Source organism: Pseudomonas sp. MWU12-3088, assembly GCF_023242405.1.
GTDB classification, from domain to species: Bacteria; Pseudomonadota; Gammaproteobacteria; order Pseudomonadales; family Pseudomonadaceae; genus Aquipseudomonas; species Aquipseudomonas kribbensis.
The window spans coordinates 1,014,598-1,040,695 of record NZ_JALJEA010000001.1 but is presented as its reverse complement, the minus strand read 5'-3'; the positions used below and the strand labels follow the sequence as shown (position 1 = coordinate 1,040,695).

Genomic DNA, 26,098 nt, shown 5'->3' with positions numbered 1-26,098 from the left:
CTTTACCGCACCGCCGACCGGTCGTGCACATGGAAAAATGCCGGCTAGGATGTTTTGTTCAAGCCTCTTGAAAGGATTCTCGACCATGACCTTTGTGTTGGCTCAATGGCTGGTGACGATATTTGCGGCGATCAGCCTGATGCATGTGTATTGGGCGATGGGTGGACAGTGGGCGGCCGTGGCGGTGATACCGCAGGTTCCGGCGGATAACAGTGGGCAGACGCTCAGACCGGCGTTCAAACCGTCAGGCTGGATCACGCTGGTGGTAGCGGCGGCCCTGCTACTGATTGCCGCACTGGTGTGCATGAGAGTAGGTTGGTGGTTTTCGCCGGTGCATCACTGGGCGTTGCAATGGGTGATCAGTGCTATTGCGCTGCTGATGTTTGCGCGGGCGATCGGCGATTCGGAACTGGTGGGTTTCTTCAAGGAAGTGAAGGGATCAAGCTTTGCCCGGCTCGACACTTGGGTCTACTCGCCGCTGTGTCTGATATTGGGAGCCGGGCTGTTGGCCGTTGCCTGGATCTAGCTGCCGCTTTCGGTGCGTCGGCTGCTCACTTCAGCCGGCACATCGTCGCCGGCCATGCGCTTGCGGAACAACGCCGCCCGCGCCAGCAGCAGGGTGGTTACCGGCACGGTGATCGCCAGCAGGATCGGGATCAGCCACGCGTGCAGCACCGGCCCGGACTTGAGCGCGGAAAAGCAGATGATCGACGCCAGCGCCACGCACCACGCGCCCAGGGTCGAGGCCAGCGCCGGCGGGTGCATGCGCTGGAAATAGTCCTTCATCCGCAACAGGCCGGTCGCGCCGATCAGGGCAAACACGCCGCTGAGCACCAGCAGGATCGCCACCGGGATTTCCACCCACAGAGACAATTCAGCGTTCATTCGATCACCTCGCCACGCAGCAGGAATTTCGCCAGGGCAAACGAGCCGACGAAACCGAACAGCGCGATCAGCAGCGCCGCTTCGAAATAGGTGTCGCTGGAGTAACGAATCCCCAGGGTCAGCATCATCAGCATGGCGACGATGTACAGGTAGTCCAGCGCCAGTACCCGGTCCTGTGCCGACGGCCCTTTGAACAGGCGAATCAGCGTCAGCACCATCGCCAGCGAGAACAGGAACAGCGTCAGCAGAATCGCATTCGACAGCAGCGGGCTCATTCGAAAATCTCCATCAATGGCTGCTCGTAAGTGACCTTGAAGTGCTCGATGAATTGCGCTTCGTCATCCAGATCCCAGACGTGCAGCAACAAAATGCTGCGGTCCAGCGCCAGTTCCGACCACACCGTGCCGGGCACTACCGTACAGATCATCGACAGCGCTGCCAGACCGTTGGCATCGCGCAGGTCCAGCGGCACCTTGACGAATCGTGAGCGGGGCGGCCGGCGGCCGGCGTTGAGAACGCCCCAGGCCACCTGCAGGTTGGAGACGATCACGTCACGCCCGACCAGCAGAAACAATCGCAGGATTGTGCCGGGGCGGCGGATATGGATCTGTTGCGGGCGCAGTTTGCGCATCATCAGCGGCGCGCAGAAACCCAGCGTCGCCCCCAGCAGCAGGTTGCCGGGGCTGATCGACAGGTTCAGCACCAGCCACAGCAACCACAATGCAAGTGACAGCCACGGAGCAGGAAACAGGCGCTTCATGGTTGCACCTCCAGCAGCGCTGCCTTGGCTTCCGGGCTCGGTACGGCGCGGGTGCCGAGCACCGCCATCACGTATTGCTGCGGGTTGTTCAACGCGTCTGCGGCGGCATGGGTGTAACGCAGCAGCGGTTCAGCCTTGAAGGTCAGGGCGATGCTCAGACCGAGCAGCAGGAAAATCGGCGTGCATTCCAGTTTGCGCAACACGGGTGACGGGCGCTCCTCCGGCGACCAGAAGCGCTGGATGCCCAGGCGCGAGAACGCCATCAGCGAGCCGAGGCCGGTGAGGATCAGCAGTGCCAGCAACGCCCAGGCAGCATTCGAGATCGGTTCGCCAGTGCCGAGCTCCAACGGATTGAGCAGGGCGCCGATCAGGCTCAGCTTGCCAATGAACCCCGACAGCGGCGGCATGCCAATGATCAGCAGCGCACAGGCAATGAAGCTCAGACCGAGGAAGGCCATGGTCCACGGAATCACCTGGCCGACCACGGCTTTCTGGTCATCGTCGAGGTTGATGCCCTTGACCGGCGGCTGCCATTGCTGCGGACGCGGCAGCAGCTCGTTTTCGTCTTCCAGCGGCACTTCGACGGCGGTGCGCGAACGTTCGATCAGTTCCGCCAGCAGGAACAGCGCGCTCAGGGCCAGGGTCGAGCTGACCAGATAGAACAGCGCCGCGCCGATCAGGTTCGGCTGGGCGAAACCCACGGCCGACAGCAGAATCCCCGCCGACACCAGAATGCTCAGGCTGGCCATGCGCTCCAGGCGTTGTGCGGCGATGATCGCCACGCCGGCGCAGAGCATGGTCGCCATGCCGCCATAGATCAGCCATTCACCGCCGAAGTAGGCCGAAGCGCCGGCCTGCCCGGAGAACAGCAGCGTCCACAGGCGCAGCAAGGTATAGACGCCGACCTTGGTCATGATTGCGAACATCGCCGCCACTGGCGCGCTGGCCGAGGAATAGGCCGGCACCAGCCAGAAGTTCAGCGGCCACATCCCGGCCTTGGCCAGAAACGCGACCGCCAGAATCGCCGCGCCGGCATGCAGCAAGCCACGGTCGGCTTCCGGCACCAGCGGAATCTTCATCGCGAGGTCAGCCATGTTCAACGTGCCGGTGACGCCATAGATCAGCGCCGCGCCAATCAGGAACAGCGACGAGGCCAGCAGGTTGATCGAAATATAATGCAGCCCCGACGACACCCGCGCCCGGCCCGAGCCGTGGAGCAGCAAACCGTAGGACGCCGCGAGCAGCACTTCGAAGAACACGAACAGGTTGAACAGGTCCGCCGTCAGGAACGCGCCGTACAGGCCCATCAACTGAATCTGGAACAACGCGTGGAAGCTCGAGCCTGCACCATCCCAGCGGGCCATGGCGAACAGCAGGGCGCTGACGCCGATGATGCCGGTCAGTACCAGCATCAAGGCCGACAGCCGATCGACCACCAGCACGATGCCGAATGGCACCTGCCAGTTGCCCGGCAGGTAGACGCCGATCGAACCGGGTACGCCGGTGGTCTGGGTCCATTGCAGCAACAGCAGGGAAACCACAAGGCCCAGCATGGTGGAGAACAGGTTGATCTTCGCCTTCAGCGGCCGGTGCTTTTCGCCGAGCATCAGCATGATGGCGGCGGTCAGCAGCGGCAGCAGGATCGGTGCGGCGATCAGGTGTGTCATCGCCGTCATTCCTTGGGCTCCCTACCGTCAACGTGGTCGGTGCCGGTCAGGCCCCGCGATGCGAGCAGCACCACGAGGAACAGCGCGGTCATGGCGAAGCTGATGACAATGGCCGTCAGTACCAATGCCTGGGGCAGCGGGTCGGTGTAATTGAGCAGGTCCTGAGGTACGCCGTCCTTGATGATCGGTTCCTTGCCGATGAACAGGCTGCCCATGCTGAAGATGAACAGGTTGACGCCGTAGGACAGCAGGCACAGGCCCATGACCACCTGGAACGTCCGCGGACGCAGGATCAGCCAGACGCCGGAGGCAGCGAGCACTCCGATGGCGATTGCGATGACTTCTTCCATCAGACGGCTCCTTTGATGGCAGCGGTTTTGTGACCCCGGACCGACTGGTGGGCGAGGGCGGTGAGGATCAACAAGGTCGATCCGACCACCACCGCGTACACGCCGATGTCGAAGAACAATGCACTGGCGATATGGATATCGCCCAGCACCGGCAAACTGAAGTGCCAGGTATGCGTGGTGAGGAACGGATAACCCACCAGCATCGCGCCGAGTCCGGTGACCGTGGCGAACAACAGTCCGGTGCCCATCCAGCGCAGCGGCCGCAGACTCATTTGAGCCTCGACCCACTGGGTGCCGGCGACCATGTATTGCAGGATGAACGCCACCGACATCACCAGGCCGGCAACGAAACCGCCACCCGGCTGGTTGTGTCCACGCATGAACAGATAGAACGAAACCACCAGTGCAATCGGCAGCAGCAGGCGCACCAGCACCGCCGGCACCATCATGAAGCCGAGCGCGGTGTCGCTGGCCGAACGCGGGTTGACCAGATCGGTGACCACGTCCGGCGCCAGCAGGCGTTGCTGGGCTGGCAATTGCAGGCTTTCTTTCGGCGGGCGGAAGCGGCGTAGCAGGGCGAATACGGTCAGCGCCACGGCCACCAGCACGGTGATTTCGCCGAGGGTGTCGAAACCACGGAAGTCCACCAGCATCACGTTGACCACGTTGCTGCCGCCACCTTCCGGCAGGGCGCGGCTCAGGTAGAACGAGGAAATGTCGTTGGGGGTCTGTCGGGTCAGCATCGCGTAGGACAGCAGCGCCATGCCACCGCCGACGGCAATCGACAACAGCAAGTCGCGTAGACGACGCACACGGGCCTTTCGCAGACTGCTTGGCAATGGCGAAACCTCTTCGATCCGCCGTGGCAGCCAACGCAGGCCGAGCAGGATCAGCACCGTGGTCACCACTTCGACCACCAGTTGCGTCAGGGCCAGGTCCGGCGCCGAGAACCAGACGAAGGTCACGCAGGTCATCAGGCCACAGACGCTGACCATGGTCAGGGCGGCGAGACGGTGATACTTGGCCTGCCACGCGGCGCCGAGGGCGCAGGCGATTGCCAGCAGCCACAGGGTCACGAACACGATGGAGCCGGGAATCTTCGGCCGGTCGCCCCAGCTCAGGCTGCTGTGCAGCATCGGGATCAGGCCGGCGAGCACCGCCGCCAGCACCATCAGGAACAGCTGGGTTTGCAGGCGTTTGGTGCCGATCCGCCGCTCCAGTCGCCGAGCCAGGCGCATCATCGCCACCAGACTGCGCTCGAACAGGCGCTTGCCGTTGAAGCGGCCCACCAGCGGCGGGAATTTGAAGCGGCCGCGCTTGAGCTGATTGCGCAACAGCAGATAGACCACGATGCCGCCGGACATGGCAATCAGGCTCATGATCATCGGCGCGTTGAGACCGTGCCAGATCGCCAGGCTGTATTCCGGAAGTACGCCGCCGACTACCGGCAGTGCAGCGGCCGCCAGCAACGGGCCGACGATCTGGGCCGGGAAAATCCCTACCAGCAGGCAGGTGAACACCAGCAGCTCAACCGGTGCGCGCATCCAGCGTGGTGGCTCGTGCGGGGTGTGGGGCAGGTCGGTGGCGGTGGGGCCGAAGAACACGTCGACGGTGAAACGCAGCGAGTAGGCAACGCTGAACGTGCCGGCGATGGTCGCCACGATTGGCAAAGTCGCTTCAACCCACGCGGTGGCATTGATGAACACGGTTTCGGCGAAGAACATTTCTTTCGACAGGAAACCATTGAGCAGCGGTACGCCGGCCATGGAGGCACTGGCGACCATCGCCAGCGTGGCGGTGAACGGGATCAGTTTGAACAGACCGTTGAGCTTGCGGATGTCGCGGGTGCCACTTTCGTGGTCGATGATCCCGGCGGCCATGAACAGCGAAGCCTTGAAGGTCGCATGGTTGAGAATGTGGAACACCGCTGCGACGGCCGCCAGCGGACTGTTCAGGCCCAGCAGCAACGTGATCAGGCCGAGGTGACTGATCGTTGAGTAGGCCAGCAGACCCTTGAGGTCGTTCTGGAACATCGCGCAGTACGCGCCGAGCAACAGAGTGGCGGCACCGGCGCCGCTGACGATGTAGAACCATTCTTCGCTGCCGGACAGCGACGGCCACAACCGCGCGAGCAGGAAAACCCCGGCCTTGACCATGGTCGCCGAGTGCAGATAGGCCGAAACCGGTGTCGGCGCCGCCATCGCGTGGGGCAGCCAGAAGTGGAAGGGGAACTGGGCGCTTTTGCTGAGGGCGCCGATGAGAATGAGGGGAAGCAGGATGGGGTAGAGGGCATGTGCACGAATCAGATCGCCGGCGGCCAGGACCTTGTCCAGGTCATAGCTGCCGACCACATGGCCGAGGATCATGACCCCCGCCAGCAGGCATAGTCCTCCCGCACCGGTGACCATCAACGCCATATATGCACCACGGCGCGCATCGTGGCGGTGGTGCCAGTAGCCGATCAACAGGAACGAGAAGAGGCTGGTCAGCTCCCAGAAGAACACGATCTGGATCAGGTTGCCGGAAATCACCAGCCCGAGCATGGCGCCCATGAACGCCAGGAAGAACGCGAAGAAACGCGGCACCGGGTCATCCGGCGACATGTAATAACGGGCATATAAGGAAACGAGGGTGCCGATGCCCAGCACCAGCATGGAGAACAGCCACGCAAAGCCGTCCATGCGCAGGACAAAGTTCAGCCCCAGGCTGGGCAACCACGTGAATTCTTCGCGGATCACGCCGCCATGGGCGATTTGCGGGTACAGCAGGGCGACCGAGACAGTACCGATCAAAGCGACCAGGCCTGCCAGCAGGGATTCGGCGTTACGTGCGTTGTGCGGCAGCACGGCTGCCAGACAGCTGCCCACAAAAGGCAGAAGCAGTAGAACTATCAGGGACATAGGCTTCTAATCTGCGGAAGTTTGTGAAGCATCATACGTGCCAGCTCCCGGATCACCAAACGCGAGGATGTCTCTGAATCCTACAAGGTAGTCGCAAAAACCTCGCTTAGCCTTCTGTCTCGCGCTCGAACTCTTCTGTGACCGCTTGTGTCGCCTTGCCCTTGGTCTTCAACTCACTGACAATCACCGCCGCCACAATCAGTCCCGCACCCACCAATGCAATCGCCGGCAGACGCTCACCGGCAATCCGTCCGGCGATCCCGGCCCACACCGGCTCACCCGCGTAGATCAGGGTCGCACGGGTAGGCGAAACACTTTTTTGCGCCCAGTTCATGGCCACCTGAATCGCCGCACTCATCGCGCCCAGGCCCAGGGCAGTGCTCAGCAACAGCCACGAGAAGTCCGGAATCGCCTCACCGGTCGGCACGACCATCAGAAACGACAATGCCGAAGTCGTCGCCAGTTGCACCACCGTCACCCGGCGCACATCGACCTGGCCCGCATAGGTGCTGATCAGGATGATCTCGGCCGCTATGGCGATGGCACTGATCAGCGTGGCGATTTCGCCGGGACTGAAATTCAATGAAGCCCCGGACGGCCCCGACAACAGCATCAACCCGGTAAACGCCAGCATGATGCCGATGCTCGGCATCAAACCCGGACGCCGGCCCAGCACCAGCCATTGCAGCAAAGGCACAAACGGCACGTACAGCGCAGTGATGAACGCCGACTGGCTGCTCGGAATGCTCTGTAAGCCAACGGTCTGCAAACCATAACCGAGCAGGATCGCCACGCCGATGAAGGCGCCGGCCTTGAGTTCGAACAGGGTCAGCTCACGCAAGTGCTTCCACGAAAACAGCGCCACGATGCTCGCCGCTGCGGCAAAGCGCAGGCCAACGAAAAACATCGGGCCGCTGACGGTCATCGCGTGCTGCACCAGCAGAAAAGTGCCGCCCCACAGCATGGTGATCAGCACGAGCACGCACTCGGCTTTGCTGAAACGGGAAAACCGCAGGGAAGTTTGGGGGGAGTTGGCTGACGTCATGACCTTGCGCACTTTTGAGGAGGAGACGCACAATGCGCCAAATGTTGCGCAGTATACTGCCCAACCCCAGCCAGTGAGCAATATAGTGCACAAAGATTCTGTTCAGCGGGCCTCGGTCCTGCAACACGTCAGTCAGAACGTCCGGCGCCTGCGCCACGCCGCCGACATGAGCCAGACGACTCTCGCGGAAAAGTCCGGGGTCAGTCGGCGCATGTTGGTGGCGATCGAAGCCGGTGAGAAAAACGTCAGCCTGACCACTCTCGACCGCGTCGCAGAAGCCCTCGAAGTGGCCTTCAGCGATCTGATCCAGGCCCCGGACAATCGTGACCCGAGCCGGATCAACGAACTGGCCTGGGCCGGCAGCATTCCCGGCAGCAAAGCGGTGCTGTTGTCCAAGGCCGCGGCCACCCGGGAAGTGGAACAGTGGGAATGGTGCCTGCAGCCGGGGGAGGTCTATCCCTCGCAAGCGGATGCCGAAGGCTGGAGCGAGCAGATTTTCGTGTTCGAGGGCTGCCTGACCCTGATGCTCGGCGACCAGCCGCAGCACATCGCCGCCGGGGAATTTTTCATGTTCGCCAGCAACCAGCCGCACACCTATCGCAACGATGGGGACGTCGCGGCGCGCTTCGTGCGCAATGTAGTGATCTGACTGTTGCAGGGCCGACAGCAGATGAACAGTTTGCTCTTTTATTCGTGCAGATTGCTTTAGGTTGATTCCTCAATCTATTGATAAATAACGAAAATATATTCAGGCATGACTCCTGCTAAGGGTTCTGGATCCTCATCCGGAAACCACGGAGTCGCCTCACATGACCGCTTCAAATCAAACCGCTAAACGCCTCCTGAACATCGGGAGTGCCGCTTGATGCCCCGCGAAATCCGCCTCAACGCCTTCGACATGAACTGCGTCGGCCACCAGTCGCCGGGCCTGTGGGCTCACCCTCGGGATCGCTCCTGGCAGTACAAGGATCTGGAGTACTGGACCGATCTGGCGAAAATCCTCGAGCGCGGCAAGTTCGACGGATTGTTCATTGCCGACGTCTTGGGCATCTACGACGTGTACAACGGCAACGGCGAAGCTGCCATCCGACAGGCAGCGCAGGTGCCGGTCAACGATCCTTTGCAACTGATCCCGCCAATGGCGCTAGTCACCGAGCACTTGGGGTTCGGTCTGACCGCTTCGTTGTCCTTCGAACATCCGTATCCGTTCGCCCGACGCCTGTCGACCCTCGATCACCTGACTAAGGGCCGTGCCGGCTGGAACATCGTCACCTCTTATCTGGAGAGCGGCGCGAAGAACATCGGTCAGCAAGCCCAGACCGAACATGACGCACGCTACGACTTCGCCGAGGAATATCTGGAGGTCTGCTACAAACTCTGGGAAGGCAGTTGGGAAGAGGGCGCGATTCTGCGGGATCGCGAGCGGCGAATCTTCAGTGATCCGAGCAAGATCCACGAGATCCGCCACCACGGTAAACACTTCCAGGTGCCGGGCATTCACCTTTGTGAACCGTCGCCGCAGCGCACGCCGGTTCTCTATCAGGCCGGCGCTTCCAGCCGGGGCAAGCAGTTTGCCGCCGAACATGCCGAGTGTGTATTTGTCGCGGCACCGTCGAAAGTGCTTCTGAAGAAAACCGTGGCCGACATCCGCCGCCGCGCCGCCGAGGCCGGACGCGATCCGTCGAAGATCCTGATCTTCAACCTGCAAACCGTGATCCTCGGCGAGACCGATGCCAAGGCCAAAGCCAAGTTCGAAGAGTACAAATCCTGGGTGAGTTACGAGGGCGCGATGGCGCTGATTTCGGGCTGGACCGGCATCGACTTCAGCCGCTTCAAACCGGACGAACCGCTCAAGCACGCGCACACCAACGCCATTCAATCGGCGGTCGAGGCGTTTTCCACGGCGGATCCGAACAAGGTCTGGACGCCAAATGAACTCGCAGACTGGGTCGGCATCGGCGGTTTCGGCCCGTTGTTCGTCGGCAGCCCGGAAACGGTGGCGGACCTGTTGCAGGAATGGGTCGACGAAACCGATGTCGACGGCTTCAACCTGGCCTACGCATTGACCCACGAAACCTTCATTGACGCCGTGGAGTTGCTGGTGCCTGAGTTGCAGAAGCGTGGCGTCTACAAGACCGATTACGCACCTGGGACGTTGCGCGAAAAGCTGTTTGGCGAAGGAGCGAGGTTGCCGGGGATTCATCCGGGCAGCGGGTATCGAAATCTGGGCGAGCTGCATCGGCAGGAGAAAAAGGTCGCGTCTGTCTAGACTCGCTCGCAGCGTCTGCACGACACTGACTTGAGCAAACCCTTGGCAGCGAGAACGGCATGACTCAAACCGATACGACCGCGATCCGTCACGCCGACATCCTGATTGTCGGCGGCGGCCTCAGTGGAGCAATGCTGGCGGTGCAACTGCTGCGCCTGCCGGGCCGGCGGCAGATTCTGGTGATCGAACCTCGGGCCGAACTGGGCCGGGGTGAAGCGTACAGCGCAGTAGAGCTGGACCACACGCTTAACGGTAACGCGGCGCGAATGAGCGTCGATCCGGACAATGCCGACGATCTGACTCAATGGCTGACCGCTCACATTGCCGCTGGCGGCTGGCCGGAGTCGGATGAGCAACATGTGCCGGTCAGTGAACTGTTTCCGCCACGGGGGCTGTTCGGTGTCTATGTGCAGCAGCGACTGGCCGAAGCGCAGCAGGTGGGCGCGCAGCATGGCTCGACGGTCGAACATGTTCGCGCCGAAGTGGTTGATGTGCAGACTTCGGCGGATTCGGTGCAGCTCACCTTGGGTGACGGCCAGCGACTGCAAGGCGCTTTTGCGGTGCTCGCCACCGGGATGTTCCCGGCTGCCCGCACGCCACAAAAGCAATCCAGCGGTCTCAACGCCGCGGGGCTCGATCCGTGGGATGTGTGCGCCATGCGCGAGCTCGATCCGCAATCGACGGTACTGATCATCGGCTCCGGCCTGACCATGGTCGATGCCGTGGTTTCGCTGGAGCAGGCCGGACATCGCGGGCCGATCGAGGTGTTTTCCCGGCATGGGCTGCTGCCCCATGTGCGTCGGCAACCGCCGGCGTGGGTGGACTTCCTCGCCGAGGATCAAGGTATCCGCACGCCACGTCAGTTACTGCGTGAATTGCGCCGGCATTGTCGGGAAGCAATCGAGCAAGGCATCGACTGGCAGGCGCCGCTGGATACGGTGCGCGCGCATATTGGTCGGCTATGGAGCCAGGCGAGCGACGTACAGCGACGGCAATTCGTGCGGCATGTGCGGCCGTGGTGGGAAAGCCATCACCATCGCTCGCCGCCGCTGAGTGCAGAGCTGGTCGAACGTCTGCACCGTGAAGGGCGTCTGCATATTCATGCCGCGTCCTATAAAGGCCTTGAGCCGGTGTCGGGCGGTGGTGTCGGCATTCGCGTCCGCCGTCGGGGCGAAAGCGAAACTCACGTGGTGAAGGGCGCGGCGCTGATCAATTCCAGCGGTATCGAATACGATTGGCGCCGGGTCGACCGGCCCTTGCCGCAGCAGTTGCTGGCCCGTGGGCTGGTGCAACCGGGGCCGTTGGCGCTGGGGATTGCGGCGGCGGTAGACGGTGCGGTGCTGGATGCGCAGGGAAAGGTGTCACAACGACTGTTCGCGATGGGCCCGCCACTGAGAGGGATGTGGTGGGAAAGTACGGCGGTGACCGATGTCGCGTCGCAGGCCAAGACGCTGGCCGTGCGGCTGGTGGCTCAATAGTCGTAGCCGAACCCGGAGTCGTTTTGCGCGACGTAAAGATTCTGCTCCACACTGCCCCTGGCCTCACGGTCAATGCCAACGGTGTCGACATTCAGGGTGCCGGTCATGGCGACCGCCGGCCCGTGGCCATGTGCGCTGGCGATTGCGGCGGAAGTGGCACCGATCAGGGCGACGATAAACCCAAGGGCAATGAAGTCTTTCATGGGTCTGTACCAGAAAGTGGGAGGAAGATGACTGCCACTTTAGGGCTACAGACGCCAGAAGAAAAAACACCTTTTCAGATAGTTGTTATCAAAGACGTTGATGCTTGATCAGCGCGGCAGGGTATTGCTCAGCCAGCGCTGGCGCATTTTCTCCAGACGGCCGTCGGCGCGCAGGGTATCCAGCGCCTGCTGCCAGCGTGCAACCTGTTTGGGATCGGTCTGGCGGGAGAACGCGATATAGGTGTCGCGCTTCATCAGCGGTATCTGATACTGCAAACGCCCCGGCTCCATGCCTTGCTCGCGGGCGAGGGACGCGCTGGACAGCGTGTCGGACACCACGAAGTCGGTTCGCCCGAGACTGAACAGACGCATCATCTGCTCCGGGGTTTCCACACCATAGAGGTTGCTCAGGTCCTGTTCCTGCAGATAGCTGTAGACCAGCCATTTGCGCGGCACGGTGATCCGCCCCAGGTGATCGGCCTCGCGCAGGCTGCGGACCGGTGGCTGGAAGTTGTCGTGGGCATACAGCGCGGTTTCCACTTCGATCAGTGGCCCGACCCATTGGTAGCGGTCATCCCGTGCGTCGGTGCGCAGCACGGTAAATACCCCGGTGTCCGGCGTCTCGCTGGCCATGCGCAGGGCACGCAGCAATGGCACTTGCTGGAGGTGAATGCGATCGCCGGTCTGCGCTGCCAGGGCCTGCACCACGTCCACGCCGAAGCCCACCAGTTGGTCGCCCTGAAGGAAATGCAGCGGAGGATGGTTGTCGGTGAGCAGTTGCAGATCTGCCGCATTGGCTGTCAGGGCCAGAAGAGACAACAGGCAGGCGGCAAAACGTTTCATGGATCGTCCCTGAAAATTCAATCGCCCAGCTTAGTACGCGCGCGCGGTGGCTGTCGTGGGGAATCAGCGGGGCTTTTGTGTCAGAGAGCAGGGCGGTTTGGTAGTGGCGATGCGCCTTGTGGGAGCGCGTTTGCTCCCACAAGGCTGCATCCATCACGCAGGGTCAGGACACCACGCGATAGCACGGCACATACGCCGCGCCACCCGGCAGTTTCATCCGGTGCTGGGCGACAAAGGCTTTGAGCAGCAGATCGAGCGGTTGCATGATCGCGGCGTCGCCACGGATCTGGTACGGGCCGTGTTCTTCGATCAGGCGAATGCCCTTGTCCTTGACGTTGCCGGCAACGATCCCGGAGAAGGCACGGCGCAGGTTGGCCGCCAGTTCATGGGCCGGCTGATCGCGGTGCAGCTTCAGGTTGGCCATGTTTTCGTGGGTCGGGTCGAACGGGCGCTGGAAGCCTTCGTCGATCTTCAGCAGCCAGTTGAAGTGGAACGCGTCGTTGCGCTCGCGGCGGAACTGTTTCACGGCCTTGAGGCCCGCCGTCATCTGCCGCGCCACTTCGGCCGGGTCGTCGATGATGATTTCGTAATGCTGCTTGGCTGCCTCGCCGAGGGTGGCGGTGACGAAGGCGTCGAGCTGTTCCAGGTACGGCGCGGCATGTTTCGGTCCGGTGAGAATTACCGGGAACGGCAGGCCGGCGTTGTCCGGGTGCATCAGGATGCCCAGCAGATACAGGAATTCTTCGGCAGTACCGGCGCCGCCCGGGAAAATGATGATGCCGTGGCCGACGCGGACGAAGGCTTCCAGGCGTTTTTCGATGTCCGGCAGGATCACCAGCTCATTGACGATCGGGTTCGGCGCTTCGGCAGCGATGATGCCCGGCTCGGTCAGGCCCAGGTAGCGGCCGCCGTGGATGCGTTGCTTGGCGTGGGCGATGGTCGCGCCTTTCATCGGGCCTTTCATCACGCCCGGGCCGCAGCCGGTGCAGATGTCGAGGCTGCGCAGGCCCAGTTCGTGGCCGACTTTCTTGGTGTATTTGTATTCTTCGGTATTGATCGAGTGGCCGCCCCAGCACACGACGATTTTCGGCTCGACGCCCGGGCGCAGGGTGCGTGCGTTGCGCAACAGGTGGAAGACGTAGTCGCTGATGCCCTGGGAGGTGCTGAGGTCGATGCTCAGAGCGTCGAGTTCGTTCTCGGTGTAGACGATGTCGCGCAGGGCGCTGAACAGCATTTCCCGGGTGCTGGCGATCATTTCGCCGTCGACGAAGGCGTCGGCCGGGGCGTTCAGCAATTCCAGACGCACGCCGCGATCCTGCTGGTGGATGCGGATTTCGAAGTCTTTGTAGGCTTCCAGAATGGTTTTCGCGTTGTCGACATGGGCGCCGGTATTGAGGATTGCCAGGGCGCACTGGCGAAAGAGGGTGTAGGTACTGCCGGTTCCGGCCTGGCTCAGTTGCTGAACTTCACGTTGGGAAAGGGTTTCCAGGCTGCCTTTTGGGCTGACCGAGGCATTGATTACGTGTCGTTGGGTCATGCAGTGATCCTTAAAACGATGTCATTGCCGGCCTGGCCAATGGCATCCGAATAGAGTGTATCCATGAATGAAGATGGCACGATCTGCGTGGTATCGCCATGTCCCCCGCTGGACGATGAAAAGATGAAAAGGAGCTCCAGCATAGCTAAATCCGCCTCAGAGGCGATAATGCGCCAGCCTCTTTTTATTTCAAGCCATGGAAGCCTGTCGCGATGTTCGAGATTCAACCGATCGATGCCATCACCTATCGCCAGCAGACCCGGCGCAGCACGCTGATTATCGCGGTGCTGTTCCTGGTGCTGGCGATGGCGTTTTCGACCGTGGCGGTGGCGCTGTTCGGCGAGCCGGGCGGGGATAACCTGCGGTTCAATGTCGGCGGTGTCTTCGGCGCATTTCTGTTGACGGCAGCGTTGTTGCGCGGGCGTTTCTGGAACCAGACCTGGATGGCCCCGGCGGTGTACGGCTGGCGGCTCAAGCGCAGCCTGATGAGCGTCACCAATGTCATGCATCAGGTGACGGCGGCGGTCGAGAAGGGCGATCCGACGGCGATGAAAGTACTGCGTTTCTATCACCTTGGCCTGACGCAAATGCATGAACTGGATGGCAACTCCAGCGATCATGGGCAATTGCATCGGGAAGTCGAAGCACACAAGGCTCGGATGGAAGCGCTCGGTCTGGACACCGATCAGCCGCGCCTCGATCCGGTCTGGCTGGAAACCTTGAAGTCGCGTTAAAACGGGATGCGTGCAGCGCGGCGCAGTTGCCACTGGCGGATCAGACGCCCGTACACCAGCAGGTTGATCACCAGCACCACGCTGCCCAGTGCCAGCTGGATCTGCGGGGTCAGCCCTGCGGGGTAGATGATCGGCCAGACATAATGCTCGATGAAACCGCCGGCATACTCGGTTTGCCCGGCGGCGTGGCGCATCAGGTTTTCCCAGTAGGTCAGCGGGCAGGTCAGGTGCAACACCTCGACCATCACGCCCCAGGTGGCGGCCGGCAAATGCAGCCAGGCCACTCGGTGCCACTTGAGCACCAATAGCCCGCCGAACAGCACGAACAGAATGAACGAAAGGTGAAACAGCACCAGCCCGTCGGCGGCAATTCGATACAGCATGTCGTCTCCCTGACGCAGATGTGAATGGCTGTCATGGTACGCCGCTAATCGGTTTGCAGCTGGGCGATTTCCGGCAACTGCGCAAGATTGTTCAAGCCAGCAAAAGGTATTTGCTGGCAGAGTCCGGGGTCTTGTCTCACGGTTGAAGAGCGTTATGTCTGACTCATTAATGCCGCGCAGTGCCTTTCTTCGCGGAGCCGCGGCGATCATGCCGTTATCCTTGGCGACCGCGCCGTGGGGGCTGCTGGCCGGCTCCATGGCGATCGAAGCCAACCTCACGCCACTGCAGGGGCAGGGTTTGTCCACCATTGTGTTTGCCGGTGCTGCGCAATTGGTGGCGATCGGCATGCTCAAGGGCGGTGCCGGGATCTTCTCGATTCTGCTGACCACGCTGCTGCTGACGTCGCAGCATTTGCTCTACGGCATGAGCATGCGCCACGTGATTTCGCCGTTGCCGGGGCGCTGGCGCATCGGCCTGGGCTTTTTGCTCACGGACGAATTGTTCGCCCTGACCAGTCAGCACGATCGTCAGCAGTTCAATCGCTGGTATGCCTTGGGCGTCGGCCTGACGTTCTACATCGCCTGGAACCTCTTCACCCTGGCCGGCATCGTGCTCGGCAGCAGCATTCCGGGGCTTGAGCACCTGGGGCTGGACTTTTCGATTGCCGCGACCTTCATCGCCCTGATCACCCCGGTGGTGCGCAATGTGCCGACGGTGGTTTGCGTGGCGGTGTCGTTGTTCTGCTCGGTGCTGTTCAGTTACTGGCAGTGGGGTTCGGCGCTGGTGCTGTCGGGGCTGGCGGGAATGATGGCCGGGTTTATCTGCAACAAGCTGTATCGGGAGCGCACATGATGATCTGGGCAGTGATTTTCGGCATGGGAATTCTGGTGTTCCTCAACCGCTACGTGTTTCTCGAACCGCGCCTGCCGGTGCGTTTGAGCAGCAATGCGCGGCAGTTTCTGGGTTTCGCCGTACCGGGCATGTTGACCGCGATTTGCGGGCCGATTGTGTTCATGCCGGACAAACAGCTGAATTTGCAGTGGGACAATCCCTATTTGCTGAGTTCATTAGTCGCCATCGCACTTGTGATCTACACGCGTAATACGTTGCTTAGCATGCTCTTGAGCATGGCGTTCTTCTTTCTGTTGCGCTGGTGGTTGTAAGTTGCCTGTCTGAATCTGTTCTACGCTGTAAGGATGACTGATGACTTATGACGGCGAGGTGAACATGGCAACGGAGCAGCAACGTCCTGAAGAAGATGAAGAACCGAGCGAAGAAGAGATCGAGCGGGAGAAACACAAGGAGCAGACCTGGAAACACGACGACAGCCGCGAGTTGTCCGATCGCGACCAGGAACGCCCGCTGAAACCCTGAATGCCACAACGAAAAAGCCCCGCGATGGCGGGGCTTTTTCGTTTCATCAAAGATCGTCCAGCTGTGTGAAATCGGGGTGTGAGGCCCGATAACCCAAGGTCTTGTCGATCCAGGCATTCAGCTCGTTGACCATCACCGGCGGGTGGCAGGGATAGTTTTGGAGAGTGGTGCGCAGGAGGCGGTCGATCTCGGGTACGTCACGCAGGTTTCGAGTCTTTATGTAGTGGGCGATAAAACAGTCGAGTTGAAAGCGTTCTGTCATGGACAGATAAATACACTCCAGGCCGTTGGCCTGTTTGATTGCAAAATCGTCGCGCAACTTAGTTCTCTGCAAGGCTTGTAAGTTTGTAGGGTATTCCCGGTTTGTTGACTCTTTGGTCAACTGGTATGCCAATAGGAAATGCGGCGCGCATGCTATCTGTAGTGTTACTAAATGTATGTATGACGATTGAAATGTCAGACAGGCGGTTGGTTTTAATCAAACGACTGATTCAATGATTGTTTCGAGTTTGAAACACTGACTGTAACGAACGGTTCTCACTTGCTGCGTGATATCAATTTGACTCACGTCTTCCGACTATTCGATAGACGTCCCGGCCCACAAAATATTTAAGCCACTACTTCAATCAACTCCGCACCCTGATTGCGTGAGTTGCCGACAGCTTTGCCGACTTTGTGCCATTTGAACGCTTCGCTGCCCAAGCCTTCGAACAGCAACATTTGCTCGGCACGCTCCACGGGCGTGGCCGGGTCGAGCCATTCCCGAGCGCCCTCGGCGGACAATACGATGGGCCGGCGATCATGCAGATCGAGCAGTCCGCCTGCGCTGTCAGCGGTGATGATCACAAAGCCGTCGTCTTCCCGTGGTTCTGATCCGGGTGTCGGAAACTGGCCGATGGCGGCGCAGAAAACCGGCTGATGATCGAGTCGATGGATCAGCCAGGGTTGGCGGCTCTTGTCCGGCCCGTCGACCCACTCGAACCAGTTGTCGACCGGCACGATCAGGCGATGACGCCAGATCGCCCGAAAGAACGGGCCGTGAACGACCTTTTCGACCCGAGCATTGATCGGTGCCGCGCGATCCCTGGCCCAGTGCGGGCGCCAGCCCCAGCGCAGGTTGTCGGCGTACAGGCGTTGATCGTGTTGATGAAGAATGGCCAGCGCGGTGGTGGGCGCCGCGTTGTAGCGTGCCAGCGGTGCATCGCCGACGTGATTGATCAGCGCATCGGGAATGCTCAGCACCGCGACGAAATCGTGGATGCCCCGGTACTGCGAGAGTCTTCCGCACATTGGCCGAACCTCCGGCGAACACTGCCTGAAGGTTCAGCTTAGTTGTGCGAGTCAGTCCTTGCTGCCCTGGCCGGTGAAGGTGTCGCGCCAGGCCAGCCAGCGACGTTCGAGTGTGGCGAGCAGGCCGTCGCTGAGTTTGCCCAGCAGCGCCAGAACGATGATCGCCGCCAGCACGATGTCCGGACGCGAGGTTTCGCGCCCGTCACTCAGCAGATAGCCCAGGCCTTTGGTCGCCGCGATCAGTTCGGCCGCCACCAGAAACATCCACGCCAGACTCATGCCGCTGCGCAGCCCGGTGAACAGGCCGGGCAGGGCGGCGGGCAGCAGAATCCGCCGTACCAGTTGCAGACGGCTGAAGCCATAGATATGGCCGACTTCCACCAGTTTGCGGTCGATGTTGCGAATCGCCGCGACCACGTTGACGTACACCGGGAAGAACGCGCCGATGGCAATCAGGACGATTTTCGAGGTCTCGTCGATGCCCAGCCACAGCAGCAACAGCGGCACCCAGGCCAGACTGGGAATCGAGCGCAGCGCGGCAAACGTCGGCTCCAGGTACGCTTCAGCCTCGCGGCTCAGGCCGACCCACGCGGCAAACACCAAGGCCAGACTCGCGCCGATGGCAAACCCGATCAGCACGCGAATCAGGCTGGCACCGATGTGTTTCCACAGTGCGCCTTCGGCCAGGTCGGTGAGGGTCAGGGCGACCTCGCTCGGCGCGGGCATCTGATAGGACGGCAGCCAGCCGACGCGCACGATGATCTCCAGGGCGATCACGATCAGCAGCGGCAGGGCCAGCCCTTTAAGGCGCCGCCGCCAAAGCGGATTCACAGGCCGGTTTCGTTGGCGCGCCACCGGCACGGTGAGGCGGGCAGGCAGGTCATTGCTCATGGGCGGTTCTCCGCTCACGACAAATCCGCGACGGGCGCGGATCCGTTGTGAGCCTGATCGGTTACTGGGCGGCGGCGACTTGCTGGAAACCGGTGTCGATCAATTGATCGATCACCTGATCGACATTCACCCCACGGCGCACCAGTTCTTCGGAGACCAGAATCGGCGCGGCGGCTTTCGAGGCGAGCACATCCTTGGCGGTGAGTTGCGGGCTGCTCAGGTCGGTGCGCGACAGTTGCAGTTTGGCCACGTCCAGTGGCAGGCCGGATTCGCTGGCGAGCAATTTGGCCAGTTCATCGGGATTTTTCACCGACCACTCACGGGCCTGTTCGTAGGCCTTGATCACGGTGTCGATGGTTTGCGGATGTTCCTTGGCGTATTGCTCGGTGACGCTGACCACGCCGTAGCTGTTGAAGTCGCGGTTGCGGTACAGCAGGCGCGAACCGGCCTGCACCTGGCTGGCGGCCATGTGCGGATCGAGGCCGGCCCAGGCGTCGACGTCGCCTTTCTCCAGCGCGGTGCGGCCGTCCGGGTGTTGCAGGTGCACCAGTTCCACGTCGTCCTTTTTCAGCCCGGCCTGTTGCAGGCTGCGCAGGGTGAACAGGTACGGGTCGGTGCCTTTGGTGGCGGCGATTTTCTTGCCCTTGAGGTCGGCGACGGTCTGAAGCGTCGAGTCCTTGCGCACCACCAGTGCGGTCCACTCGGCGCGGCTGTAAACATACACCGATTTGATCGGGCTGCCGTTGGCGCGGCTCAGCACCGCAGCGAGGCTGGCCGACGAGGCGAAATCCACGCCGCCGCTGTTGAGGTATTCCAGCGAACGGTTGCTGCCCTGGCTCAGTACCCAACTGACCTTGCTCTGGGGCAGGGCCTTTTCCAGATAACCCAAATGTTTCAGCGCCAGGCTGACGGGGGAGTAATAGGCATAGTCCAGATGCACTTCAGCGGGCGGCGTTTCCGCCGCGTGGGCGAGCGGTTGCAGGCTCAGGGCCACAGCGCAGGCCGCGAGCAGCGTTTTGATGCGGGAAAACGGTAAGCGGGATTTCATGGGCACGCTCCGGCAAGGCAACAGTTTCTTATGTCCAGAAAGATATTTTTATCGAATGCTTCCTGCATGAATGGAATATTGCAGGCTCTGTGCCATATGCCTTGAGCCCCGTGTTTACGGGATTTTGATGCGATTTACGCGCTTTGAACTGTTGCCGGGAAAACACTGTGCCGCGCCACTGTTGCCAGGCCAACAGCGGTTGTCGGCGGTGCTGAGCTTATTCATTAATCGAATTTCAAATTCGATTTGTAAGAGCGTTATGGTCTATATAAAACCCCTTTGCAGGACTCGCAATGAAGCTCTCCCGTTTCCTACGCGCTGCGTTGACCAGCGCCTTGATTGCCTCGCCTCTGACTTACGCTGTCGAACCTGTGGTCCTGCACGTCGGTGACCAGAATTACTACAACATCCGCGCCTCGGTAGAAGCCTCCGGGGTATTGAAGGGCGCGTCTTACACGGTCGACTGGAAACATTTCCAGGCCGCCGCGCCGTTGGCCGAAGCGTTACAGACCGGCTCGCTGGATCTGGGCTTTCTCGGCGATTCGGGTTTTCTGTTTCTCGCCGCGAAACAGGCGCCGGTGAAACTGATCGGCGTGTCGCGGCAAAACCCGGACACCATCGCTTTGTTGGTGCCCAAGGATTCGCCGGTGAAAACCATCGAGGATCTGAAGGGCAAGAAAGTCGCTTATTGGCCGGGCGCCTGGAGCCAGCAGTTGACCTTGCGCGCTCTGGAGCAGAATGGGTTGCCGGAGAATTACGTCGACTTCGTCAAACTGATGCCGATTGACGCGGCAGCGGCATTACCTCAAGGCAGCATCGATGCCTTCCCGGTGTGGGAACCGTACATTTCCCAGCAGATCGTGTTCTCCGGTGCACGACCGATTCTGACCGCAAAAAATTTGATGCCGGGCTTGAGCGCTATCGCCGCTTCCGCGCCATCCATCGACAGCAAGCGTGAGGCGATTGCCGATTTTCTCGGGCGCCTGAAGCAGGCCCGGGCCTGGGTCGACAGTCACACCGACGAATACGCGGATCTGTGGGCGAAGAAAGCCAATCTCGATCAAGAGGTCTCACGGCACTGGTTGCGCCAGGCGCACATGACGGTCGGCCCGGTGGATCAACAAGCCGCTGCCGACCTGCAAGGCACCGCGGACTTCCTGTTCAAGGTCAAGGCGTTGCCGGCGCCGCTGACCACTGCGGGGATTATCGACACCTCGTTCCAGCAGGCATTGGCACACTGAGTGAGCACCGGAACAAAACCCTGTTATCTTTATCCAACCTCGGCCCATTTCGGTGGGTCGCAGGGAGGCAGCAGCGGCGAGGGAGTTTTGCCAATCGACAACGTGACCGCAACGGTCGGGCTCAAGGCAAAACATGAAACTCTGGTTCAAGCTTTTCTGCGCTGCGTCCATCATCACCGGGCTGGCCGGTTGCATTGCCGCTCCCATCGAACTGACCGCGCAAACCCGCTCGCGCCTGGATGCGCGGGCGCCGGTGAAATTTCTGCTGACCTTCGATGACGGCCCCAGCGCTTCGAGTTTCTACAACCCCACCGAAACCGTGCTCGACAGCCTGAAAGACAACCCGCTGCAACCGAATATCAAAGCGGTGTTTTTCGTCCAGACCCGCGCGCCGAGGGCCGGCAACAGCGAGATCGGCCGGCGGATCATGCATCGCGAGCACGATGAAGGGCACATTCTCGGATTCCACACCGCCACGCACTGGCACACCAACCACCGATCGCTCGACCCGCAGGAGCTCGAAACCTCACTGACCAACGGCACGGCGGACATCGCAGCGATCACCGGCGCGCAACCGATTTTGCTGCGCCCACCTTTCTGGAACTACGACAAACGTACGTTCGCGGCCTATCAGCGACATGGCCTGCATGTATTGCTCACGGACCTGAGCGCCAACGACGGCAAGATCTGGGGCTTCAACGGCAGCCCCAGACGCCGAGCGAACATGCTGCGTCAGCTGTCGGAGGTGCGAGAGCGGATCGCCCTCGGTGAATTGCCGACGGTGGACGGGGTGATTCCGGTGGTGGTGACGTTCCATGACCTCAACCGTTATACCGCGCGACATGCCCGCGAGTATCTGCAAATTCTGCTCGACAGCGCTGCTGCCACTGGCGTGCGCCTGGCCGATAAACCGTTCTACGACGATCACGCATTGCTGGAAAAAGCGGCACTGGCGCGTACGGTGCAGAAAAGCTCGGATCCGGTGCAATTGCCGGGGATCTGGAACTGGATCTGGGGGCGCGACGCCAACTGATCGGTGTTGCGCAAGGATGTGAAGCGGTTGGCATTTTCTGTGATCGAGCGCTCGCGCAAGGTCGAAAAAGCTCATCTATGCTCAATCGATCGACCGATCCTTCGCCCGTGAGGCGTCCGCCCATGCTTGCCATTGCCGACATTTGCCGCATCGTCGAGTCCGGCTTTTCGCCCCTTTACTGTGACTGCACGGAAACGGGGCAGGGGCTGTTGCAGATCAAGGTTTACGAACCGGACAGCGGGCGGGTCGATCTGCTGCTCAACGGCGTGTCACCGGAGCATCTGGTCACCATTCGTGACATCTCCAACTTCATCGGTGAGTTGCGCACTGAAATGAGTGCCGGGCGTCGGGCGTTCGCCGGTTGACTCAGAGCCTGCGCTGAAAGGCTCGGACGATTTGCAGGGTTGCTTCACTGACACTCAGGTTCTGCACCGCATTCAACGGATGCCAGATGCAATCAATGATCTCGTTTTGTGGTCGTACTTCATCAATATTCAGTACCGATGCCTCGTAGACATGGTGGCGCGTGCCGCCAGCCTCCAGCTCCATCAGATACAGCATGCCATCGGCGAGCAGTCCGGTTTCTTCCTCAAGTTCACGCGTCGCGGCGTCGGCCCTGGTCTCGCCGGGCTCGACCTTGCCGCCCGGCAAGTTCCAGCGGCATCGGGGTTTGCGCACCAGGAGAATGTGTCGATCCTGTTCGCAGATGATGGTTGCACGTACTTTCATTTGTTACCCGATTGCCGGTTGTCATGAATCGGTCATGAAAATGCAATATTCAAGCCGTGCCTTGGTTTAGAGGTGCTTGTGATGTCAGAGTGGTCGAAAAGCGCAAAAGTGCCAGACGCTTGACGCCGCTGTGGGGCGACGTCTGGTCGGCACACCCTGTCGAACCCGGTGTAAGGTGCAAAAGTGCAGTTGATCGATAGTCGACAGGAGGTGCCTATGAGCATGGCGATGCTGAACAAAATGCACATGAATGGCTACGACGTACTCAGCGTGAATAACGGCCCGTGGCGGGTCTGCACGCAGGGTGATCGACTGGCGTCTTTCGCCAGCCGGGAGGAAGCACTGGCGTATGCCGCTGCGCTTCCGGGTTACAAAAGCCGGCCCCATGGCCGCAAGATAGGCTGAAGGCCTGCAATGAAAAAGCCCCGGATTGTCCGGGGCTTTTTGTTTGGGGGATGGCGTCAGTGGATTTTGGTTCGGCTGATGGCGCGGGCTTTCACTTCCCTGGCATAAAGTTGCAGACGTTCTTCATCGCTTTGCAGCACCTCGCAGGACCTGAGCACGCTTTGCGCATCCGCCTCGTTGCCGGATTTGCGTAACTGCTCGGCAATACGCTTGAGGTCGACTGCCGACCATCTAAGGTCCGATGCAACGCTTTGCAGGTCACGTTGAAGTTCGTGTTCGTATTCATTGAGCCGCATGATCACCTCCGGAACATTCTCGGTAGAAAATAGTAGCCGCATTTTCCGGGAGCGGGGCAAGAGGTTCTGGTCAATGAGCTGAACGGCCGTGAACAAACTGCCGTTGGTCGGAGCAATGGTTTGCCGTGACGCCAGAGAGCCCGGTTTTCGGAGGCAAAGCATTGCGCCACGATGGATGTTCAACCAGTAACAGGGTAGATTCGCGCTTTTTCAGATGAAGGATTCAATATGCGGATGTTGATCGGGGGCCTGCTGATGGCCGCGTTGGCCGGGTGTTCACTGCCGGCATCGCTGGTCCCGGGCGAGCCGAATCTCAGCAAGGTCAGTGGCAAGGCTCCCAAGGACTACGCCGCATGCGTGTTGCCGTTGTGGCAGCAGGATATTCCCAAGACTTCGCAGGTCGCGATTTCCAACGGTTACCGGATCACGGCGCCAAGCATCGTCACGGCCGATGAGATACTCGATATCGTCAAGTACAAGGATGGCAGCCGCGTGTCGCTGTACCAGGGGCCGCCGTGGGCCAAGTCCGGCTCGCTGCGCAAATCTGTACGCGATTGCCTCTGAGGCAGAACGGCCGAAATGAAAAAGCAGAAACCGCGTGATCGGTTTCTGCTTTTTTTTGCCTGTCAGTCGGTGATGTCGGTGAGCGGGATGCCCGAGCCGGCGGTCTTCTTGTCGCGACGATCCTGAATCCAGTTTTCCACCTGGCTGTTGAACTCCGCCGGCGCTTTGCGTCCGACCTTTCTGGCGATGTCGAGAATGGTCTGCTGGGCGAGGGCTTCTTCCATGCGCTTCTGCGCAACCATCATCGCCCCGTGAATCGAACAGGTTCCGTCCACGGCCCACTCCGGCGGCGAGCCGTCAAACAGCGCGCAGCGCCCACGGATGTCGCGGCATTCGAAAATGTTCTTCGGGCCGTCGATGGCATTGACGATATCGAGCAGGGTGATCTCGTCCGCCGGGCGCGCCAACGTAAAACCGCCGCGCACGCCGCCGGTGGCAACCACCAGTTTGCCCTTGGCCAGTTTGGTGAAGATCTTCGCCAGGTAATCCAGCGGTACTCCCTGCAAGTCCGCCAGGTCGCGCACGCTCGCTTCGCGACTGTCACCGCCGCTGCCCACCAGAAACGCCAGGCAATGGATGCCGTACTCGACGCCTGCACTGTAAAGCGACATAGCTATCTCCGACTGTAGTTGTCGCAGATGTTAGCAGGGTAATTCGTGGCGGACAAATCTGATAAGCGCCTGAAACTTTGCCTTGAAGCCCGTTTGTTCTCGGTTTTCAGCGATTTATAGGGTTTTAGCATCCTCAGGCGGGGCCGTGTCAGCTATCGAATATTTCGATCCGAATGATCGGATAATCTGACTTGTTGGATATAACGGCGACCAATACAGTCGCCTTTATCAGGTGGGCAGTGTTCAACGCTTTCAGAAACCCCAAGCGTGCCGACTCCCGATAAACGTGAATTCTTGAACCTCTTTCTACGACTTGGCTTCGGGCCTGGAGACAACAATGAAACAGCACATTCTGGTAATCGGCGCAGGTTTCGGTGGCATGTGGACGGCGCTGAGTGCGACCCGTCTGGTCGACATTCACAACCGCGACAACATCGATGTGACCGTGCTGGCGCCGCAGGCTGAGCTGCGTGTACGTCCGCGTTTCTACGAGCCGAATGCCCACACGCTGGCTGCGCCGCTGGGCGACCTGTTCGACGCGGTGGGTGTCAACTTCATCAAGGGCGCCGCGAACACTATCGACGTGAACGCCAAAACCGTGGGCTACACCGACGCCAACGGCGCCGCTCAGGTTTTCCATTACGACAAACTGGTGCTGGCTTCCGGCAGTGGCCTGGCGCTGCCGGATACCCCGGGTGTCGCACAACACGCCTTTGACGTTGACCAGATCGAAGCCGCGATTCGCCTGGAAAACCACCTGAAATCACTGGCCGATCAGCCTGCGAGCCAGGCGCGCAACACTGTAGTGGTCGCCGGCGGCGGCTTCACCGGCATCGAAACCGCCACCGAAATGCCGGCGCGTCTGCGGGAAGTGCTGGGCGATCAGGCGGACGTTCAAGTGATCATCGTCGACCGTGGGCAGAAAGTCGGCGCCGCCATGGGTGAAGCCATCAGCGTGTCGATTGCCGAAGCGAGCGAAGCACTGGGCGTCGAATGGCGACTGGGTGTGTCGGTGCTGTCGGTCGATGAAAACGGCGTGACCCTGTCGGACGGCCAGCGCATCGAGGCAAAAACCGTGGTCTGGACCACCGGCGTGCGCGCCAGCTCCCTGACCGAGCAGATTCCAGCCGAACGTGATCGCCAGGGCCGTCTGCATGTCGATGCGCACCTGAAAGTCATTGGCCAGGACGATATCTTCGCCACCGGCGACGTGGCTTATGCGGCCAGCGACGACATCGGCAACTTCGCCTTGATGACCTGCCAGCACGCGATTTCCCTCGGCCGGCATGCCGGCAACAACGTCGCGGCGCAGATTCTCGGTGTCGATCCGACCCCGTACAGCCAGCCGAAATACGTGACCTGCCTCGACCTCGGCGCCTGGGGCGCGGTGTACACCGAGGGATGGGATCGTCAGGTGAAACTGGTCAAGGAGGAGGGCAAGTCGCTCAAGACCCAGATCAACACCCAGTGGATCTACCCGCCGGCGGCTGACCGTGCCATTGCGCTGGCAGCTGCGGATCCGATGATTCCTGTCGTCGCGTAACCAGGCGCAGTCCGAAAA

At 60.8% G+C, this 26,098-nt stretch carries 33 protein-coding genes; 14 read left to right on the top strand and 19 right to left on the bottom strand.

Features of this window, described 5'->3' with window-relative positions; translation table 11 throughout:
- Positions 1-85 precede the first annotated feature (85 nt).
- Positions 86-526, top strand: coding sequence for a DUF3995 domain-containing protein (locus M5B98_RS04670; protein WP_248741986.1), 441 nt, complete (start codon positions 86-88; stop codon positions 524-526).
- Here M5B98_RS04670 and M5B98_RS04665 read toward each other — a convergent pair.
- The 7 genes from M5B98_RS04665 to M5B98_RS04635 all read right to left on the bottom strand — a co-directional run bounded on the left by M5B98_RS04665 (position 523) and on the right by M5B98_RS04635 (position 7,607).
- Positions 523-885, bottom strand: a complete 363-nt coding sequence (locus M5B98_RS04665; RefSeq protein ID WP_085711416.1) for a Na+/H+ antiporter subunit G — start codon at positions 883-885, stop codon at positions 523-525. The genes M5B98_RS04670 and M5B98_RS04665 overlap by 4 nt on opposite strands.
- The gene (locus M5B98_RS04660) at positions 882-1,160 is read right to left on the bottom strand and encodes a K+/H+ antiporter subunit F (RefSeq protein ID WP_003225959.1); all 279 of its coding nucleotides are present in this window, start codon (positions 1,158-1,160) and stop codon (positions 882-884) included. The genes M5B98_RS04665 and M5B98_RS04660 overlap by 4 nt, the downstream gene beginning before the upstream one ends.
- Positions 1,157-1,645 (bottom strand): Na+/H+ antiporter subunit E, encoded by a 489-nt coding sequence (locus tag M5B98_RS04655; protein WP_248741985.1) that lies wholly within the window; start codon positions 1,643-1,645, stop codon positions 1,157-1,159. The genes M5B98_RS04660 and M5B98_RS04655 overlap by 4 nt, the downstream gene beginning before the upstream one ends.
- Positions 1,642-3,321, bottom strand: coding sequence for a monovalent cation/H+ antiporter subunit D (locus M5B98_RS04650; RefSeq protein ID WP_248741984.1), 1,680 nt, complete (start codon positions 3,319-3,321; stop codon positions 1,642-1,644). The genes M5B98_RS04655 and M5B98_RS04650 overlap by 4 nt, the downstream gene beginning before the upstream one ends.
- Positions 3,318-3,662: a Na+/H+ antiporter subunit C gene (locus tag M5B98_RS04645; protein WP_003192163.1), complete on the bottom strand. Its 345-nt coding sequence runs from the start codon at positions 3,660-3,662 to the stop codon at positions 3,318-3,320. The genes M5B98_RS04650 and M5B98_RS04645 overlap by 4 nt, the downstream gene beginning before the upstream one ends.
- Complete coding sequence (locus M5B98_RS04640) at positions 3,662-6,562, bottom strand: monovalent cation/H+ antiporter subunit A (protein WP_248740875.1); 2,901 nt, start codon at positions 6,560-6,562, stop codon at positions 3,662-3,664. The genes M5B98_RS04645 and M5B98_RS04640 overlap by 1 nt, the downstream gene beginning before the upstream one ends.
- A gap of 106 nt (positions 6,563-6,668) precedes the next feature.
- Complete coding sequence (locus tag M5B98_RS04635; protein ID WP_248741983.1) at positions 6,669-7,607, bottom strand: DMT family transporter; 939 nt, start codon at positions 7,605-7,607, stop codon at positions 6,669-6,671.
- 85 nt (positions 7,608-7,692) lie between these two features.
- Here M5B98_RS04635 and M5B98_RS04630 point away from each other — a divergent pair, with 85 nt between their 5' ends.
- The 3 genes from M5B98_RS04630 to M5B98_RS04620 all read left to right on the top strand — a co-directional run bounded on the left by M5B98_RS04630 (position 7,693) and on the right by M5B98_RS04620 (position 11,354).
- Positions 7,693-8,256, top strand: coding sequence for a helix-turn-helix domain-containing protein (locus tag M5B98_RS04630; protein ID WP_134826383.1), 564 nt, complete (start codon positions 7,693-7,695; stop codon positions 8,254-8,256).
- 216 nt (positions 8,257-8,472) lie between these two features.
- Positions 8,473-9,876 carry an LLM class flavin-dependent oxidoreductase gene (locus M5B98_RS04625; protein ID WP_248741982.1) on the top strand — a complete coding sequence of 468 codons (1,404 nt, stop codon included), beginning with the start codon at positions 8,473-8,475 and terminating at the stop codon, positions 9,874-9,876.
- A 59-nt stretch (positions 9,877-9,935) separates the two neighbouring features.
- Complete coding sequence (locus tag M5B98_RS04620; protein WP_248741981.1) at positions 9,936-11,354, top strand: FAD/NAD(P)-binding protein; 1,419 nt, start codon at positions 9,936-9,938, stop codon at positions 11,352-11,354.
- Here M5B98_RS04620 and M5B98_RS04615 read toward each other — a convergent pair.
- The 4 genes from M5B98_RS04615 to M5B98_RS04600 all read right to left on the bottom strand — a co-directional run bounded on the left by M5B98_RS04615 (position 11,348) and on the right by M5B98_RS04600 (position 14,164).
- Entirely contained in the window at positions 11,348-11,557 is a 210-nt protein-coding gene (locus tag M5B98_RS04615) for a hypothetical protein (RefSeq protein WP_248741980.1), read from the bottom strand. The two genes, M5B98_RS04620 and M5B98_RS04615, sit on opposite strands and share 7 nt — an antisense overlap.
- Positions 11,558-11,665: 108 nt before the next feature.
- Complete coding sequence (locus tag M5B98_RS04610) at positions 11,666-12,400, bottom strand: substrate-binding periplasmic protein (protein ID WP_248741979.1); 735 nt, start codon at positions 12,398-12,400, stop codon at positions 11,666-11,668.
- 163 nt (positions 12,401-12,563) lie between these two features.
- Positions 12,564-13,937, bottom strand: coding sequence for a nucleotide 5'-monophosphate nucleosidase PpnN (ppnN, locus tag M5B98_RS04605; protein ID WP_085711405.1), 1,374 nt, complete (start codon positions 13,935-13,937; stop codon positions 12,564-12,566).
- Positions 13,934-14,164 carry a hypothetical protein gene (locus M5B98_RS04600; protein ID WP_248741978.1) on the bottom strand — a complete coding sequence of 77 codons (231 nt, stop codon included), beginning with the start codon at positions 14,162-14,164 and terminating at the stop codon, positions 13,934-13,936. The genes ppnN and M5B98_RS04600 overlap by 4 nt, the downstream gene beginning before the upstream one ends.
- On the opposite strand from M5B98_RS04600, the gene M5B98_RS04595 reads away from it, so the two are divergent.
- Entirely contained in the window at positions 14,150-14,671 is a 522-nt protein-coding gene (locus M5B98_RS04595; RefSeq protein ID WP_248741977.1) for a DUF3087 domain-containing protein, read from the top strand. The genes M5B98_RS04600 and M5B98_RS04595 overlap by 15 nt on opposite strands.
- Here M5B98_RS04595 and M5B98_RS04590 read toward each other — a convergent pair.
- Complete coding sequence (locus tag M5B98_RS04590; RefSeq protein WP_114883708.1) at positions 14,668-15,054, bottom strand: DUF2784 domain-containing protein; 387 nt, start codon at positions 15,052-15,054, stop codon at positions 14,668-14,670. The two genes, M5B98_RS04595 and M5B98_RS04590, sit on opposite strands and share 4 nt — an antisense overlap.
- Positions 15,055-15,208: 154 nt before the next feature.
- Here M5B98_RS04590 and M5B98_RS04585 point away from each other — a divergent pair, with 154 nt between their 5' ends.
- The 3 genes from M5B98_RS04585 to M5B98_RS04575 are packed head-to-tail and all read left to right on the top strand — an operon-like array spanning position 15,209 to position 16,429.
- Positions 15,209-15,907 (top strand): AzlC family ABC transporter permease, encoded by a 699-nt coding sequence (locus M5B98_RS04585; protein WP_085711402.1) that lies wholly within the window; start codon positions 15,209-15,211, stop codon positions 15,905-15,907.
- Entirely contained in the window at positions 15,907-16,218 is a 312-nt protein-coding gene (locus M5B98_RS04580) for an AzlD domain-containing protein (protein WP_139831893.1), read from the top strand. Before M5B98_RS04585 ends, M5B98_RS04580 begins: the two co-directional genes overlap by 1 nt.
- Positions 16,219-16,258: 40 nt before the next feature.
- Positions 16,259-16,429 (top strand): hypothetical protein, encoded by a 171-nt coding sequence (locus M5B98_RS04575; RefSeq protein ID WP_167748741.1) that lies wholly within the window; start codon positions 16,259-16,261, stop codon positions 16,427-16,429.
- A 46-nt stretch (positions 16,430-16,475) separates the two neighbouring features.
- Here the strand turns inward: M5B98_RS04575 and M5B98_RS04570 are convergent, their stop codons facing one another.
- From M5B98_RS04570 to M5B98_RS04555, 4 genes are all read right to left on the bottom strand, one after another.
- A complete protein-coding gene (locus M5B98_RS04570) occupies positions 16,476-16,748 on the bottom strand; it encodes a hypothetical protein (RefSeq protein ID WP_085711400.1) in 273 nt (90 codons plus the stop codon).
- 290 nt (positions 16,749-17,038) lie between these two features.
- Entirely contained in the window at positions 17,039-17,719 is a 681-nt protein-coding gene (locus M5B98_RS04565) for an SOS response-associated peptidase family protein (protein ID WP_248741976.1), read from the bottom strand.
- Between the two features lie 51 nt (positions 17,720-17,770).
- On the bottom strand, positions 17,771-18,610 hold the full coding sequence (locus M5B98_RS04560) for an ABC transporter permease (RefSeq protein WP_248741975.1): 840 nt from the start codon (positions 18,608-18,610) through the stop codon (positions 17,771-17,773).
- Between the two features lie 61 nt (positions 18,611-18,671).
- The gene (locus M5B98_RS04555) at positions 18,672-19,658 is read right to left on the bottom strand and encodes an aliphatic sulfonate ABC transporter substrate-binding protein (protein WP_248741974.1); all 987 of its coding nucleotides are present in this window, start codon (positions 19,656-19,658) and stop codon (positions 18,672-18,674) included.
- 293 nt (positions 19,659-19,951) lie between these two features.
- Here M5B98_RS04555 and M5B98_RS04550 point away from each other — a divergent pair, with 293 nt between their 5' ends.
- The 3 genes from M5B98_RS04550 (at position 19,952) to M5B98_RS04540 (ending at position 22,297) form a co-directional block, all read left to right on the top strand.
- Positions 19,952-20,899 (top strand): ABC transporter substrate-binding protein, encoded by a 948-nt coding sequence (locus M5B98_RS04550; protein WP_248741973.1) that lies wholly within the window; start codon positions 19,952-19,954, stop codon positions 20,897-20,899.
- Positions 20,900-21,032: 133 nt separating this feature from the next.
- Positions 21,033-21,932 carry a polysaccharide deacetylase family protein gene (locus tag M5B98_RS04545; RefSeq protein ID WP_248741972.1) on the top strand — a complete coding sequence of 300 codons (900 nt, stop codon included), beginning with the start codon at positions 21,033-21,035 and terminating at the stop codon, positions 21,930-21,932.
- A gap of 122 nt (positions 21,933-22,054) precedes the next feature.
- Complete coding sequence (locus M5B98_RS04540; protein ID WP_096820123.1) at positions 22,055-22,297, top strand: DUF1652 domain-containing protein; 243 nt, start codon at positions 22,055-22,057, stop codon at positions 22,295-22,297.
- A gap of 1 nt (position 22,298) precedes the next feature.
- Here the strand turns inward: M5B98_RS04540 and M5B98_RS04535 are convergent, their stop codons facing one another.
- Positions 22,299-22,661: an NUDIX hydrolase gene (locus M5B98_RS04535; protein ID WP_085711393.1), complete on the bottom strand. Its 363-nt coding sequence runs from the start codon at positions 22,659-22,661 to the stop codon at positions 22,299-22,301.
- 216 nt (positions 22,662-22,877) lie between these two features.
- Here M5B98_RS04535 and M5B98_RS04530 point away from each other — a divergent pair, with 216 nt between their 5' ends.
- Positions 22,878-23,066, top strand: coding sequence for a DUF2188 domain-containing protein (locus M5B98_RS04530; protein ID WP_248741971.1), 189 nt, complete (start codon positions 22,878-22,880; stop codon positions 23,064-23,066).
- 56 nt (positions 23,067-23,122) lie between these two features.
- On the opposite strand, the gene M5B98_RS04525 is transcribed toward M5B98_RS04530, so the two are convergent.
- Positions 23,123-23,362 carry a hypothetical protein gene (locus M5B98_RS04525; protein WP_085711391.1) on the bottom strand — a complete coding sequence of 80 codons (240 nt, stop codon included), beginning with the start codon at positions 23,360-23,362 and terminating at the stop codon, positions 23,123-23,125.
- 228 nt (positions 23,363-23,590) lie between these two features.
- On the opposite strand from M5B98_RS04525, the gene M5B98_RS04520 reads away from it, so the two are divergent.
- Entirely contained in the window at positions 23,591-23,926 is a 336-nt protein-coding gene (locus tag M5B98_RS04520; RefSeq protein WP_065259781.1) for a hypothetical protein, read from the top strand.
- A gap of 62 nt (positions 23,927-23,988) precedes the next feature.
- Here M5B98_RS04520 and M5B98_RS04515 read toward each other — a convergent pair whose 3' ends face one another.
- On the bottom strand, positions 23,989-24,537 hold the full coding sequence (locus M5B98_RS04515) for an RrF2 family transcriptional regulator (RefSeq protein WP_248741970.1): 549 nt from the start codon (positions 24,535-24,537) through the stop codon (positions 23,989-23,991).
- Positions 24,538-24,874: 337 nt separating this feature from the next.
- Here M5B98_RS04515 and M5B98_RS04510 point away from each other — a divergent pair, with 337 nt between their 5' ends.
- Positions 24,875-26,080, top strand: a complete 1,206-nt coding sequence (locus M5B98_RS04510) for an NAD(P)/FAD-dependent oxidoreductase (RefSeq protein WP_248741969.1) — start codon at positions 24,875-24,877, stop codon at positions 26,078-26,080.
- Positions 26,081-26,098 lie beyond the last annotated feature (18 nt).

Coding starts and splice junctions, on each gene's coding strand:
- M5B98_RS04670 (WP_248741986.1), top strand. CDS start 86: ATGACCTTTGTGTTGGCTCAATGGCTGGTGACGATATTTGCGGCGATC.
- M5B98_RS04665 (WP_085711416.1), bottom strand. CDS start 885: ATGAACGCTGAATTGTCTCTGTGGGTGGAAATCCCGGTGGCGATCCTG.
- M5B98_RS04660 (WP_003225959.1), bottom strand. CDS start 1,160: ATGAGCCCGCTGCTGTCGAATGCGATTCTGCTGACGCTGTTCCTGTTC.
- M5B98_RS04655 (WP_248741985.1), bottom strand. CDS start 1,645: ATGAAGCGCCTGTTTCCTGCTCCGTGGCTGTCACTTGCATTGTGGTTG.
- M5B98_RS04650 (WP_248741984.1), bottom strand. CDS start 3,321: ATGACGGCGATGACACACCTGATCGCCGCACCGATCCTGCTGCCGCTG.
- M5B98_RS04645 (WP_003192163.1), bottom strand. CDS start 3,662: ATGGAAGAAGTCATCGCAATCGCCATCGGAGTGCTCGCTGCCTCCGGC.
- M5B98_RS04640 (WP_248740875.1), bottom strand. CDS start 6,562: ATGTCCCTGATAGTTCTACTGCTTCTGCCTTTTGTGGGCAGCTGTCTG.
- M5B98_RS04635 (WP_248741983.1), bottom strand. CDS start 7,607: ATGACGTCAGCCAACTCCCCCCAAACTTCCCTGCGGTTTTCCCGTTTC.
- M5B98_RS04625 (WP_248741982.1), top strand. CDS start 8,473: ATGCCCCGCGAAATCCGCCTCAACGCCTTCGACATGAACTGCGTCGGC.
- M5B98_RS04620 (WP_248741981.1), top strand. CDS start 9,936: ATGACTCAAACCGATACGACCGCGATCCGTCACGCCGACATCCTGATT.
- M5B98_RS04615 (WP_248741980.1), bottom strand. CDS start 11,557: ATGAAAGACTTCATTGCCCTTGGGTTTATCGTCGCCCTGATCGGTGCC.
- M5B98_RS04610 (WP_248741979.1), bottom strand. CDS start 12,400: ATGAAACGTTTTGCCGCCTGCCTGTTGTCTCTTCTGGCCCTGACAGCC.
- ppnN (WP_085711405.1), bottom strand. CDS start 13,937: ATGACCCAACGACACGTAATCAATGCCTCGGTCAGCCCAAAAGGCAGC.
- M5B98_RS04595 (WP_248741977.1), top strand. CDS start 14,150: ATGTTCGAGATTCAACCGATCGATGCCATCACCTATCGCCAGCAGACC.
- M5B98_RS04590 (WP_114883708.1), bottom strand. CDS start 15,054: ATGCTGTATCGAATTGCCGCCGACGGGCTGGTGCTGTTTCACCTTTCG.
- M5B98_RS04585 (WP_085711402.1), top strand. CDS start 15,209: ATGTCTGACTCATTAATGCCGCGCAGTGCCTTTCTTCGCGGAGCCGCG.
- M5B98_RS04580 (WP_139831893.1), top strand. CDS start 15,907: ATGATCTGGGCAGTGATTTTCGGCATGGGAATTCTGGTGTTCCTCAAC.
- M5B98_RS04575 (WP_167748741.1), top strand. CDS start 16,259: ATGACTTATGACGGCGAGGTGAACATGGCAACGGAGCAGCAACGTCCT.
- M5B98_RS04565 (WP_248741976.1), bottom strand. CDS start 17,719: ATGTGCGGAAGACTCTCGCAGTACCGGGGCATCCACGATTTCGTCGCG.
- M5B98_RS04560 (WP_248741975.1), bottom strand. CDS start 18,610: ATGAGCAATGACCTGCCTGCCCGCCTCACCGTGCCGGTGGCGCGCCAA.
- M5B98_RS04555 (WP_248741974.1), bottom strand. CDS start 19,658: ATGAAATCCCGCTTACCGTTTTCCCGCATCAAAACGCTGCTCGCGGCC.
- M5B98_RS04550 (WP_248741973.1), top strand. CDS start 19,952: ATGAAGCTCTCCCGTTTCCTACGCGCTGCGTTGACCAGCGCCTTGATT.
- M5B98_RS04545 (WP_248741972.1), top strand. CDS start 21,033: ATGAAACTCTGGTTCAAGCTTTTCTGCGCTGCGTCCATCATCACCGGG.
- M5B98_RS04540 (WP_096820123.1), top strand. CDS start 22,055: ATGCTTGCCATTGCCGACATTTGCCGCATCGTCGAGTCCGGCTTTTCG.
- M5B98_RS04535 (WP_085711393.1), bottom strand. CDS start 22,661: ATGAAAGTACGTGCAACCATCATCTGCGAACAGGATCGACACATTCTC.
- M5B98_RS04530 (WP_248741971.1), top strand. CDS start 22,878: ATGAGCATGGCGATGCTGAACAAAATGCACATGAATGGCTACGACGTA.
- M5B98_RS04525 (WP_085711391.1), bottom strand. CDS start 23,362: ATGCGGCTCAATGAATACGAACACGAACTTCAACGTGACCTGCAAAGC.
- M5B98_RS04520 (WP_065259781.1), top strand. CDS start 23,591: ATGCGGATGTTGATCGGGGGCCTGCTGATGGCCGCGTTGGCCGGGTGT.
- M5B98_RS04515 (WP_248741970.1), bottom strand. CDS start 24,537: ATGTCGCTTTACAGTGCAGGCGTCGAGTACGGCATCCATTGCCTGGCG.
- M5B98_RS04510 (WP_248741969.1), top strand. CDS start 24,875: ATGAAACAGCACATTCTGGTAATCGGCGCAGGTTTCGGTGGCATGTGG.